Source organism: Micromonospora mangrovicola, from assembly GCF_047200535.1.
GTDB lineage: Bacteria > Actinomycetota > Actinomycetes > Mycobacteriales > Micromonosporaceae > Micromonospora.
Window position 1 is genome coordinate 35,982 of record NZ_JBJZOG010000036.1, and the last position, 12,027, is coordinate 48,008.

Below are 12,027 nucleotides of genomic sequence, written 5' to 3' on the forward strand. Positions count from 1 at the left end.
GAGGGGTCCCCCGGTGACACCGGGGGACCCCTCCGTCACGGACCGACGTCGCTCAGGTCACCGCGGCGAGGAACTCGCTGTAGAACAGGCCGAGCGCGATGGCCACGCCGATGCCGGCGATGATCCAGAACCGGACCACGATGTTGACCTCGCTCCAGCCGGCCAGCTCGAAATGGTGCTGCAGCGGCGACATCCGGAACACCCGCTTGCCGGTGGTCCGGAACGAGATGATCTGGATCACCACGGACATCGTGATGATCACGAAGAGCCCGCCCAGAATCGGCAGCAGCAGGATGGTCCGGGTGGACATCGCCATGCCGGCGATCAGGCCGCCGAGGCCCAGCGCGCCGGTGTCGCCCATGAAGATCCGGGCCGGCGAGGTGTTCCACCAGAGGAAGCCGACACAGGCCCCGGCCGCGGCCCCGGCGATCAGCGCGATCTCCAGCGGGTCCCGGACGGTGTAGCAGTACGCCTCGGTGTAGTTCGGGTCGGCGCACCAGTGCCGGTACTGCCAGAACGCGATCAGCCCGTATGCCGCGAGCACCATCACCGAGGCGCCGGTGGCCAGGCCGTCCAGGCCGTCGGTGAGGTTCACCCCGTTCGTCGCCGCCATCACCACCATGATGATGACGATCACCGCACCGATCTTGCCGATCTCCAGCGCCGGGATGTCCCGGATGAAACTCAGCGTGGTGCTGCCCACCGTCTCGGCGTTGGTCCGGTTGCCGCTGATGTCCTGCATCGTGCTCGGGAAGTAGAGCGCGATGACGCCGAAGATCGCGCCGACCAGGATCTGGCCGGCGAGCTTGCCCCGCTTGTTCAGACCGCCGCTGTGCCGCTTGCGGACCTTGAGAAAGTCGTCGATGAAGCCGACAGCGCCGGAGAACACCATCAGCCCCAGCAGCACCAGCGCGGTGATGGTCGGCTCGACCTGGGCGATCTGCGCGTCCGGCAGGGTGGTCAGGGCCAGGTGGCCGGCGACGTACGCGATCACCGTGGCCAGGATGAAGACCACGCCGCCCATCGTCGGCGTGCCCTTCTTGCCCTGGTGCATGGCCGGGCCCTCGGCCCGGATCGGCTGGCCGGCCTTGAGCCGGGTGAACACCTTGATCGCGATCGGAGTGCAGAACAGCGAGATGAGGAAGGCGACCCCGACGGCGACGATGACCGCCCTCATTGAGTGACCTTCCCCCCGGTGGCCCCGCGCAGTGCGTCGGCCACCTCCCAGGTGCGGTACCGGGAGCCCTTCACCAGTACCACGTCACCCGGACGTAGTTCGCTCCGCAGCACCTCGACGGCCGCCGCCTGATCGGTGAGCAGCACCGACTCTCCTCCCCAATTACCTACCGCTGTCGCGCCTTCGTGGATCGGCGCCGCCGGCTCGCCCACCACGAGCAGCCGGTCGACACCCAGCTCGGCCGCGAGCCGGCCGACCTGCTGGTGCCCCTCCGTCTCAAAGTCGCCCAACTCGGCCATGTAGCCGAGCACCGCGACGGTACGCCCCGTCCCGCGCATGCTCGCCAGCGCCCGCAGCGCGACCGCCATCGAAGCCGGGTTGGCGTTGTACGAGTCGTCGATCACGGTGACCCCGTCGGGGCGTTCGGAGACGTCCATCCGGCGGGTGGAGACCAGGCCCAGTTCGCCCAGCGCGGCGGCCAGCTCGGCCAGGGGCATCCCCAGCTCACGGGCGACCGCCGCGGCGGCGAGCGAGTTCGAGACCTGGTGCCGCCCGGTCAGCCCGAGCCGCACCGGCGCGCTCCCCTCCGGGGTCACCAGCGTGTACGACGGGCGTCCCCGCCCGTCGACCGTCACGTCCACCGCCCGCACGTCGGCCCGCTCCGACTCGCCGTACCGGACCACCCGGGCGCTGGTCCGCGACGCCATCGCGTCCACGAGGGGGTCGTCGGCGTTCAGCACCGCCAGCCCGTCGGCGGGCAGCGCCTCGACCAGCTCCCCCTTGGCCAGGGCGATGGTCTCCACCGAGCCGAACTCGCCGATGTGCGCCACGCCGACGTTGAGCACCACGGAGATCCGCGGCGGCACCACGTCGCACAGGTAGCGGACGTGCCCCACCCCCCGGGCGCCCTTCTCCATCACCAGGTAGCGGCTCTCCGGGCCGGCCTGCAGCGCGGTGTAGGGGTGGCCCAGCTCGTTGTTGAACGAGCCGGGCGGGGCCACGGTCGGGCCGAGCCGGACGGCGAGCTGGGCGATCAGGTCCTTGGTCGTGGTCTTGCCGGAGGAGCCGGTCAACCCGATCACGGTCAGCCCGGGCAGCCGGTCGACCACGGCGCGGGCCAGCCGGCCCATCGCGTCGAGAGCGTCCGGGACCAGCACCATCGGCACGCCGGGCACCTCGCGGGTGCCGAGCACGGCCACCGCACCGGCAGACACCGCGCCGGCCGCGTAGTCGTGCCCGTCCACGTTCTCGCCGGGGAAGGCGACGAAGAGCCCGCCCGGGACGACCTTGCGGGAGTCGAACTCCACCGTGCCGGTGACCCGGGAGTCCGGATCGGCGGCGACCAGCCGGCCCCCGACGGCCGCCGCGACCTCGGCCAGGCTCAGCGGGATCATCGCTGCCCCACCAGGTCACCGAAGCGGGCGCGCAGCGCCTCCGCCAGCTCCACCCGGTCGTCGAACGGCAGCACCTCGCCGTTGATCTCCTGGCCGCGTTCCTGGCCCTTGCCCAGCAGCGCCACCACGTCACCCGGTTCGGCCACCCGGACCGCCTCCTCGATCGCGGCCCGCCGGCCGGGCACCTCGATGATCCGCGCGGCGCTGTTCGCCCCGTACGCGCCGGCCAGCACCTCGGCCCGGATCGCCGCCGGGTCCTCGTTGCGCGGATTGTCGTCGGTCACCAGCACCACGTCGGCGCCCTCCGCCGCGGTCGCGCCCATCACCGGCCGCTTGCCCCGGTCCCGGTCGCCACCGGCGCCCACGACGCAGATCAGCCGGCCGGCGGTCAGGCCGCGCAGGGCCACCAGGACCGCCTCGATGGCGTTCGCCTTGTGCGCGTAGTCGACCACCCCCCGCACCGGGGCGTCGCCGCTGACCAGCTCCAGCCGGCCGGGCACCCCGCCGCAGGCGGCCACCCCGGCAGCGGCGGTGGCCGGGTCTACCCCGGCGGCCACCAGGACGGCGATGGCGAGCAGCGCGTTGGCCACGTTGTGCCGGCCGGGCAGCGCCACCCCGGTCGGCAGGGTCACGCCGCCCGGGCCGTGCGCGGTCAGGCGCTGCGCGTAGCCCTCGCCCTCGATGCCGTCGGCCCACCAGGTGGCGGTCGGGTCGCCGGCCGCCGAGTAGGTCACGGTCGCCGGCTTGCGCAGCGGGCGCAGCGCCGGGTCGTCGTGGTTGAGCACCTCCACCTGGCAGCGCCCGTCGAAGAGCTTCGCCTTGGCCGCGAAGTAGTCGGCCTCGTCGGCGTGGAAGTCCAGGTGGTCGGAGCCGAAGTTGGTGTAGCCGCCGACCGTGAACCGCACCCCGCCGACCCGGCCCATGGCCAGGGCGTGGCTGGACACCTCCATGACCACCGCGTCGACCCCACGCTCGCGGGCCACGGCGAGCATCGCGTGCAGGTCGGTCGCCTCCGGGGTGGTCCGCACGCTGTCGATGACCAGGTCGCCGAGGCGGGTCTCGACCGTGCCGATCAGGCCGGTGGTGTAACCGGCGGCGCGCAGCCCGGACTCGACCAGGTAGCTGGTGGAGGTCTTGCCGGCGGTGCCGGTCACGCCGATCATCAGCAGCCCGGCGGTGGGGTCGCCGTAGACGGTGGCGGCGATCTCGCCGAGCACCGCCCGGGGGTCGTCCACCACCAGCACGGGCAGGCCCGCGGGGGCGGCCAGCTCGACGCCGGCCGGGTCGGTCAGCACGGCCACCGCACCCGCCTCGGCCGCGCCGGCGGCGAACTCCGCACCGTGCCGGCGGGCGCCGGGCAGGGCCGCGTACAGGTCGCCGGGGCGGACCTCCTGGCTGGCGTGGGTCACCCCGGTGACCGCCACCTCGGCGGCCCCGTCGGGCGGCACGCTGCCCACCCGGGCGGCGAGGTCGCCGAGCCGGGCGGGATTCACGGTACGGGGACGTGGATTGCCGGGCACGGCGTCAGACCCTACCCGGTCGTCCGGTTCCGACCCCACAGCCGCCCCGGTGGTTCGTCGCCACTCACCGATGATGTCCCGCCGTCCCCGCTCAGCGCGGAAAGACCTCGAACTTCGGGGACCGGTCGGTCGCCGAGGGCGGCACCCGGTAGTGCTGCAGGGTGAAGCCCATGATCTGCCGGAAGGCCGGCGCGGCCACCGCGCCGCCCTCGCCGCCCGGACTCCAGACGAAGACCGCGACCACGTACCGCGGCTTCTCCGCCGGGGCCATCCCGATGAACGAGCCGACCTCCCCGGGCTGCCGCACCCCGTTGTCGTACCGCAGGCCGGTGCCGGTCTTGCCGGCCACCCGGTAGCCGGGCACGGCGGCGGCCACGCCGGTGGCCCGCCCGTCGGGACCGTCGACCGTGGTGACCGCCTCCAGCATGGTGCGCAGCGCCACCGCGTTCTGCGGGCTGAGCACCGGACGGGTGACCGGGGGCGGGGACGGCGTCTTCTTCCCGTCCGCGCCGATCACGGCTTTGATCAGGTGCGGCTGGACGTACGTGCCGTCGTTGGCGATCGCGTTGTACGCGGCCGCCATCTGCAACGGGGTGGCGTCCACGCTGTGCCCGATCGGCACCGAGCCGTACGACGAGCCGCTCCACTGGTCGGGGGGGAGCAGGCGGCCGGGCGCCTCGCCCGGCATCCCCTCGCCGGTGGCCTGCCCGAGCCCGAACCGCTTCTGGTAGTCGATCAGCCGGTCCCGGCCCAGCTTGTCGGCGATCTCGATGGTCCCCACGTTGGAGGAGAAGGCGAGCATCCCGGGGATGCTCATCGTCCGCCCGTTCGCCGGATGGGTGTCGCGGAAGACCGTGTCGCCCTCGCGGATGCTGTTGGCGACCGGGAACGCGGTGTCCGGGGTGATCACGCCCTCCTGGAGCGCGGCGCCGTAGGTGATCGCCTTGTGGATCGAGCCCGGGTCGACGATGAAGCTGGTGGCCGCGTCCTCCCGGTCGCGCGGCGAGTTGACCTTCTCCGGGTCGGCCGCGTTGTAGCCGGGGTAGCTCGCCTGGGCCAGCACCTCACCGGTCGGCGAGTCGATGATCACCGCGGCGCCGACGCTGCCCCGCGTCCGGGCCATCTGGGTGGACAGGATCCGCTGCGTCATGAACTGGAGGTCGCGGTCGATGGTCAGTTGCAGCGAGCCACCGGGCTTGGCCGGGGTGGTCAGGCTGTAGCCGCCCGGGATCGGCGCGGCCAGGTCGCCCCGCCCGATCTCGTACGTCTTCTTGCCGGCCTGGCCCTCCAGCAGGTCGTCGTACTTGGCCTCCAGGCCCTCCAGGCCGACCATGTCCTGGCTGACGAAGCCGATCAGGTTGGCGGCCAGGTCGCCGCCGGGCACCTCGCGCCGCTCGTCGCGGTGCACGCCGATGCCGGCCAGGTCCAGCGCCATGATCTGCTTGGCCCGGTCGACGTCGACCCCGCGGGCCAGGTACTCGAACCGCGACTTGGTGGTCCCGCCGGGCAGGGTGCGCTGCCTCATCCGGTCGGCCAGTTCGGAGACCGACACGCCGAGCAGCGGGGAGAGCAGTCGCGCGGTGGCGAACCGGTCCTTGACCAGGACCGGGTCGGCGTAGACGTACCGCGCCTCCACGCTGTGCGCCAGCGGTTCGCCGGTGCGGTCGTAGATGGCCCCGCGCGGGGCCGGCAGCTCGACCGTGGCGAGCCGGCTGGGCAGCCCGCCGTCGGCGTACGCCGGGGTGGTGACGGTCTGCAGGAAGACCAGCCGGATGCCGATGGTGGCGAACAGCGCCAGCACGAGCAGGGTGCCGAGCCGCAGCCGCCGGCGCGGGTCACCGAGCCTCGGCGGGCGGCGCGGCTTGCGCGACGGCCGCCGGGCGGCGGGGCGCTGCGGGCGGCGCGGGCCCGGCCGGCGCCGGGGTGGCGGCGGCTCGTCGTCGTCGAAGGGCTCCCGCGCCGGCCGGGTCGACACGGTGCGGACCACGCCGGTCCGACCTCCCGGGGCGGTCTCCCGGCGGCCGGCGCGGGTCGGCCCGACCCGGCCGCCGTCGAGCACCTGCAACGCCGGCCGGAACGGGTCGCCGGAGCGGCTGCTGCGCGGGGTACGCCGTTGCTCGGCGCCCCCGCCCACGCCGGTACGCGCGGCCCCGCCACCCTCCCGGATGGTCCGTCCCCGGGGGGTGTACGCCCGGGCGTCGGAGATGCCGCCGACGCCCGGCTCCCGGGGCTCGCCGCCCCGGGACGAACCGCGCCGGGAGCCCGTGGCGTCCCGGCGCGGATCCTCCGATCTCGGCGGCACCGCTCAGCCCCCGTTGCCCTGCTGGCTGGTGATGGCCGGCGCGCCCTCCGCCGGGTGCGGGACGCCGATCATCTTCCCGTCCGGCAGCCGGATGTACGCCGGGTCCCCCGACTCGACCAGGCCGAGCTTGCGGGCGTTGGCGGTGAGGTTGCCCGGGGCCTTCTGCTCGGCGATCTCCTTCTCCAGCTGCTGCTGGTCGACGTCGAGCTTGGCCTGCTGCTGCTGCAGCTTCTCCAGCTTGAAGGCGTTCTCGTTGATCTTCGTGTTGACCGCCAGGATGCCGAGCACCCCGCCGACCACCAGCACCACGATCAGCCCGGCGAACGGGGCCCGCGGCACCCGCACCGGCGGCGGCGGGGCGACCCGCAGCCGTGGTGCCGTGACGTCGGTGCTCCGGGTCCGCTCGGCCGGCCGCAGCGCGGCGCTGCCCTGGGTGGGAAACTCGCGCGCCCCCCGGGCGCGAGTCTCCGGCCGGCGGTCGGGCCGGTCGGCCCCCGCCGTCGTGGTCCGCGTGCTGCGCTGCGCCGTGGTCCGGCCCCCCGACCGCGGTGCGCGCTGCCCGACGGCGTTGCGGCCGTCGCGCTTGTCGACGTTCATGTCCCCTCCCCCTCTTCGTCCGTCCCGTTCCCGTCCCCCGGAGCCGAACCCGGGCCCTTGCCGGACCCCGGTGACCCCGTCCCCGGTTGGTGCATCGCCTTCACCCGGCGGCGGTACCGTTCGCGGTCGGTACGCCCCTGCCGGGCCGCCTCCGGGTCGAGCCGCTCCGCGGCCCGCAGCCGCACCGAGGCGGCGCGCGGGTTGGCCGCGACCTCGGCCTCCCCGGGAAGCTCGGCGCCCCGGCTGAGCAGCCGGAACGTCGGGCCCGACCCGGGCAGTTCGACCGGGAGGTCGACCGGGCCCTTGCTGCGGACCCGGTCGGCGAGCGCCTGCTTGGTGAGCCGGTCCTCCAGCGAGTGGTAGGACAGGACCACCATGCGGCCGCCCACGGTGAGCTTGTCCAGAGCGGCCGGCAGCGCCGTCTCCAGCGCTGCCAGTTCCCTGTTTACCTCGATCCGTAAAGCCTGAAACGTTCTCTTTGCCGGGTGCCCCCCGGTTCGCCGGGCTGGTGCCGGAATGCTCTCCCGGACCAGTTCGGCCAGTCGCGCCGAGGAGGTGATCGGGGCCCGCTCGCGCTCCCGGATGATCGCCGAGGCGATCCGCCCGGCGAACTTCTCCTCGCCGTACACCCGCAGCACCCGGGCCAGCTCCGGGTGGGAGTAGGTGTTGACCACCTCCTCGGCGGTCACCCCCCGGGTCTGGTCCATCCGCATGTCCAGCGGCGCGTCCTGCGCGTACGCGAACCCGCGGTCGGGCGCGTCCAGTTGCAGGGACGAGACGCCGAGGTCGAACAGGACGCCGTCGATCGCCGGGTACCCGAGCCGGTCGAGCACCTCGGGCAGCTCGTCGTAGACGGCGTGCTCGAGGTGGATCCGGTCGGCGAACCGGGCCAGCCGGACCCGCGCGTGGGCGAGGGCCTCGGTGTCCCGGTCCAGGCCGATCAGCACCGTGTTCGGGTGCGCCTCCAGCACCGCCTCGGCGTGGCCCGCCAGCCCCAGCGTGGCGTCGACGTGCACGGTGCGCCCGGCCCGCCCCAGCGCGGGGGACAGCAACTCGAGACACCGCTCGAGCAGCACCGGCACGTGCGTGCCGCGTAGCTCCCCCATGTCGACCCCCACTGGTTCAGACCCACTTCCGTCCGTGCTGCGTCCGTTGTCGTCACGACGCCTCGTCATACCGCCAGATCCCCATCCGCTCTCGCCCGCCGGAGGCCGCGGCCCTCCGTATCGGATCGTGCGCCTGGCACCGGGGAAGGGGTGCCAGGAACTCGAAAGCGGCTGGAGATCTCGCAGTACGTCGGGCGCCGTCACGCCCTACAGACCGCCGGGCAGCACCCCCTCCTCGATGTCGGCGAAGTCGTCTTCGCTCTCCGCGAGGTACGCCTCCCAGGCCGCCTTGTCCCAGATCTCCACCCGGGTGCTCGCGCCGATCACGACCAGATCCCGGTCGAGCGCGGCGTACGAGCGCAGGTGCGCGGGGATGGTGACCCGCCCCTGCCGGTCCGGGACCTCGTCGTGCGCGCTGGCGAAGAAGACCCGGCTGTAGGCCCGGGCCGCCTTGCTCGTCATCGGCTGCGCGCGCAACTGGTCGGCGATCCGCTGGAACTCGGGCATCGGGAAGACGTAGAGGCAGCGCTCCTGCCCTTTGGTGATCACGACACCCCCCGCCAGCTCATCCCGGAACTTCGCCGGAAGGATCAACCGGCCTTTGTCGTCCAGGCGCGGAGTGTGGGTGCCGAGGAACATCGGCCCAACCCCCTCGCCCTGAGCGGCGTTCGCGGCGCCGCTGACCCCCCGGGCCGGTGTGGCCCTCCCGGCCTCACCATCGCGCCCCACTCTACTCCACTTCCCTCCACCTGCAACCAGAAACGCCCGCGTGGCGCGGCGTTTCCACGCGCAAAAGAGCACGTCAGAGGGGGTGGGGCGGAGTGGAGGGGGGTGGCGGCCCCCCGCGCCGGTCCGCTACCCGACATTGATCGACTCCATCCGGCCGAACGCCCGATGGCCGTCCGCCGGCCGCCCCCGGCCGAACGGATCGCCGTCGGCGGCGATCTGGTGGGCGCCGGGGTCCGGTAACCTCGCTCGCGTGACGGACGCGAAGATGCCCATGCGTGCAAAGGTGGCCAGCTCCGTGTCGCGGACCGCCGCGGCGCTGTCGCGGGCTGCGGGCCGTGGCGACGGCTCGGTGATCGGCGGTTGGATCGGCCTCAAGATCGACCCGGAGCTGCTGGCGCACCTCTCAGCCGGTCGTGCCATCGCCCTGGTGTCCGGCACCAACGGCAAGACCACCACCACCCGGCTCACCACCGCCGCCGTCGGCGTGCTCGGCCGGGTGGCCACCAACTCCTTCGGCGCCAACATGCCGACCGGTCACACCTCGGCCCTGGCCAAGGCGGGCAGCACCCCGTACGCGGTGCTGGAGGTCGACGAGCACTACCTCGCCCAGGTGATCGAGGCCACCGAGCCGCACGTGGTGGCCCTGCTCAACCTCTCCCGCGACCAGCTCGACCGGGCCAAGGAGGTCGCCATGATGGCGCAGCTCTGGCGCGCCGCGCTGGTCCGGCACCCCAGGATCCGGGTGGTCGCCAACGCCGACGACCCGATGGTGGTGTGGGCGGCCACCCCGCCGGCCGACCCGGCCCAGGGCCACTTCCCGCCGCACGTCACCTGGTTCAGCGCCGGCCAGCGCTGGCACGACGACTCCTGGGTCTGCCCGGAGTGCGGCTCCACCATCCAGCGCTCGGGGGAGCAGTGGTGGTGCACCGGCTGCCCGCTGCGCCGGCCGGAGCCGCAGTGGACCGTCGAGGACGACGGCGTGCTCGACCCCAGCGGGGCCTGGCACAAGGTGCAGCTCCAGCTCCCCGGCAAGGTCAACCTCGGCAACTCGGCGACCGCGCTGGCGGTGGCCGCCGAGTTCGGCGCACGGCCGGTCGACGCGGTCTCCCGGCTCGGCACGGTCACCTCGGTCGCCGGCCGCTACGCCCAGGTCGACCGGGACGGGCGCAACATCCGGCTGCTGCTGGCGAAGAACCCGGCCAGCTGGCTGGAGGCGTTCGAGATGGCCGACGAGGCGCCGACGCTGCTCTCCATCAACGCGCGCGACCCCGACGGGCTGGACACCTCCTGGCTCTTCGACGTCGACTTCGCCCCGCTGCGCGGCCGGCAGGTGCTGATCACCGGCGACCGGGCGTACGACCTGGCCGTCCGGCTCGACGTCAACGGCGTGCCGTTCCAGCACGTCCGGAGCTTCGACGAGGCGATCCGGGCGGTGCCGCCGGGCCGCCTGGAGGTCATCGCCAACTACACCGCCTTCCAGGACATTCGAGCGGAGCTGGACCGTGTCAACTGAGAGCCTGCGTATCGTCTGGATCTACCCCGACCTGCTCTCCACCTACGGCGACCGGGGCAACGCACTGATCCTGGCCCGCCGGGCCCAGCTGCGCGGCATGCCGGTCGAGGTGCTGGAGGTCCGCTCCGACCAGACGCTGCCCGCATCCGCCGACATCTACCTGATCGGCGGCGGTGAGGACGGCCCGCAGGCGCTGGGCGCCCAGCGCCTTCTCGCCGACGGCGGCCTGCACCGGGCGGTGGCCCAGGGCTCGGTGGTGTTCGGCGTGTGCGCCGGCTACCAACTCCTCGGCACCTCGTTCTTCGCCAAGGGCACCAAGTGCGGCGGGCTGGGGCTGCTGGACATCTCCTCGAACCGGGGTCCCACCCGGGCGGTCGGCGAGCTGGCGGGCGAGGTCGACCCGCGGCTGGGCATCCCGTACCTGACCGGGTTCGAGAACCACGGCGGGCGCACCCACCTCGGTCCGGGCGTGTCGCCGCTGGCCCGGGTGACCGCCGGCGTGGGCAACGACGGGGCGACCGAGGGCGCCTGGCGGGGCAAGCTGCTCGGCACCTACTCGCACGGCCCGGCGCTGGCCCGCAATCCGGCCCTGGCCGACCTGCTGCTGCGCTGGGCGACGGGCATCCACCAGCTTCCCGCGCTCGACGACACCTGGGCCGACCGGCTCCGGTCCGAGCGCCGCGCCGCGGTGGCCGCCGCCGCCCGACAGTGACCGGCGCCGCCCGACTGTGGCGGCGGCTACGACCGGCGTCCCGCCGGCTCGTCCGATTGCTCCGGCAGCCGTCGGCGCGCCGGTTCGCGCTGCTCCTGCTGCTTCTCGCCGGATTCGGCGTGGCGTTGCTGGTGCTGCCCCGGCCGGATCCGGCGCAGCTGCCCCGGCTGGCCGACGCCCTCGGCGGGTACGCCCCGGTGGCGGCGATCGTCGTCGGCGCGCTGCTGCTGGTGGCCCTGGTCCCGCGGACCTTCGTCACGCTGGCCACCGGCGCGATCTTCGGGCCGCTGCCGGGCGCCGGCTACTCCCTGGGCGCGGCGCTGCTCGCCGCGGCGCTCGGCTTCGCCGTCGGCCGCCGGCTCGGCCGGGACTTCGTCGCCGAACGGGTGCGCGGGCGGCTGGCCCGGCTGGACGGCTGGTTCGCCCGGCAGAGCGTGTTCGGGGTGATCACCGTCCGGCTGCTGCCGATCGCCGGATTCGGGCTGGTCAGCTACGGCTACGGCACCACCGGGGCGCGGCTGCTGCCGTTCCTGGCCGGCAGTGTGATCGCCGCCGCCCCGACCGCCTTCGGCTACGCCGCGATCGGCGCGGCGGTCAGCACCCCCGGCCAGATCAACTGGTACGCCGCCGCCCCGGCCAGCCTCGGCCTGGTCGCCAGCGTGATCATCGTGCACCGGTGGTGGCGCGCGGAGCGGCGGCGGCGGCTCGGTCCGAGCTGAGATGACCGCCGTCGAGGAGCCGCTGCCCCGGGGCGAGCCGGGCATGCGCCGGCTCCGCGCGACGGGCGCGGTCGACAGGGTGCGCAGCTGGCAACAGTGGCTGCTCCGGCACCGGCGGGCGGTCGGGGCGGCGCTCGGCGCCCACCGAAGCTTCTCCGGCCGGCAGGGTGCGGCTGACCGGCCGGATGCCCGAGGGCTGCTACAAACCTGATGTCACAGACGATTCGCCCGACGGACGGTCCCGTACCCGTGGAGGCG

12 protein-coding genes are annotated in these 12,027 nt (G+C 73.9%); 4 read left to right on the top strand and 8 right to left on the bottom strand.

The genetic code is table 11. The features are described 5' to 3' along the window. Positions 1-52: 52 nt before the first annotated feature. From mraY to ACL02O_RS16750, 8 genes are all read right to left on the bottom strand, one after another. Positions 53-1,177 (bottom strand): phospho-N-acetylmuramoyl-pentapeptide-transferase, encoded by a 1,125-nt coding sequence (gene mraY / locus ACL02O_RS16715; protein WP_412818999.1) that lies wholly within the window; start codon positions 1,175-1,177, stop codon positions 53-55. Then, positions 1,174-2,571, bottom strand: coding sequence for a UDP-N-acetylmuramoyl-tripeptide--D-alanyl-D-alanine ligase (locus ACL02O_RS16720; protein ID WP_412819000.1), 1,398 nt, complete (start codon positions 2,569-2,571; stop codon positions 1,174-1,176). The genes mraY and ACL02O_RS16720 overlap by 4 nt, the downstream gene beginning before the upstream one ends. Continuing rightward, entirely contained in the window at positions 2,568-4,130 is a 1,563-nt protein-coding gene (locus ACL02O_RS16725; RefSeq protein WP_412819001.1) for a UDP-N-acetylmuramoyl-L-alanyl-D-glutamate--2,6-diaminopimelate ligase, read from the bottom strand. Before ACL02O_RS16725 ends, ACL02O_RS16720 begins: the two co-directional genes overlap by 4 nt. A 52-nt stretch (positions 4,131-4,182) precedes the next feature. After that, positions 4,183-6,393, bottom strand: coding sequence for a peptidoglycan D,D-transpeptidase FtsI family protein (locus ACL02O_RS16730; RefSeq protein ID WP_412819002.1), 2,211 nt, complete (start codon positions 6,391-6,393; stop codon positions 4,183-4,185). Positions 6,394-6,396: 3 nt separating this feature from the next. Further along, positions 6,397-6,990, bottom strand: a complete 594-nt coding sequence (locus tag ACL02O_RS16735; RefSeq protein WP_412819003.1) for a hypothetical protein — start codon at positions 6,988-6,990, stop codon at positions 6,397-6,399. Then, positions 6,987-8,096 carry a 16S rRNA (cytosine(1402)-N(4))-methyltransferase RsmH gene (gene rsmH, locus ACL02O_RS16740; protein ID WP_412819004.1) on the bottom strand — a complete coding sequence of 370 codons (1,110 nt, stop codon included), beginning with the start codon at positions 8,094-8,096 and terminating at the stop codon, positions 6,987-6,989. The genes ACL02O_RS16735 and rsmH overlap by 4 nt, the downstream gene beginning before the upstream one ends. A gap of 207 nt (positions 8,097-8,303) precedes the next feature. Beyond that, positions 8,304-8,735: a division/cell wall cluster transcriptional repressor MraZ gene (mraZ, locus tag ACL02O_RS16745; protein WP_412819005.1), complete on the bottom strand. Its 432-nt coding sequence runs from the start codon at positions 8,733-8,735 to the stop codon at positions 8,304-8,306. Positions 8,736-8,951: 216 nt separating this feature from the next. Further along, positions 8,952-9,098, bottom strand: a complete 147-nt coding sequence (locus ACL02O_RS16750; protein WP_412819006.1) for a hypothetical protein — start codon at positions 9,096-9,098, stop codon at positions 8,952-8,954. Here ACL02O_RS16750 and ACL02O_RS16755 point away from each other — a divergent pair. From ACL02O_RS16755 to ACL02O_RS16770, 4 genes are read left to right on the top strand one after another with little or no spacing between them, the layout of a single operon-like run. Further along, a complete protein-coding gene (locus ACL02O_RS16755; protein ID WP_412819007.1) occupies positions 9,091-10,338 on the top strand; it encodes a Mur ligase family protein in 1,248 nt (415 codons plus the stop codon). The genes ACL02O_RS16750 and ACL02O_RS16755 overlap by 8 nt on opposite strands. Continuing rightward, entirely contained in the window at positions 10,328-11,050 is a 723-nt protein-coding gene (locus ACL02O_RS16760) for a type 1 glutamine amidotransferase (RefSeq protein WP_412819008.1), read from the top strand. The genes ACL02O_RS16755 and ACL02O_RS16760 overlap by 11 nt, the downstream gene beginning before the upstream one ends. Beyond that, positions 10,990-11,769 carry a TVP38/TMEM64 family protein gene (locus ACL02O_RS16765; RefSeq protein ID WP_412819023.1) on the top strand — a complete coding sequence of 260 codons (780 nt, stop codon included), beginning with the start codon at positions 10,990-10,992 and terminating at the stop codon, positions 11,767-11,769. Before ACL02O_RS16760 ends, ACL02O_RS16765 begins: the two co-directional genes overlap by 61 nt. Position 11,770: 1 nt before the next feature. Continuing rightward, a complete protein-coding gene (locus tag ACL02O_RS16770) occupies positions 11,771-11,980 on the top strand; it encodes a hypothetical protein (protein WP_412819009.1) in 210 nt (69 codons plus the stop codon). Positions 11,981-12,027 lie beyond the last annotated feature (47 nt).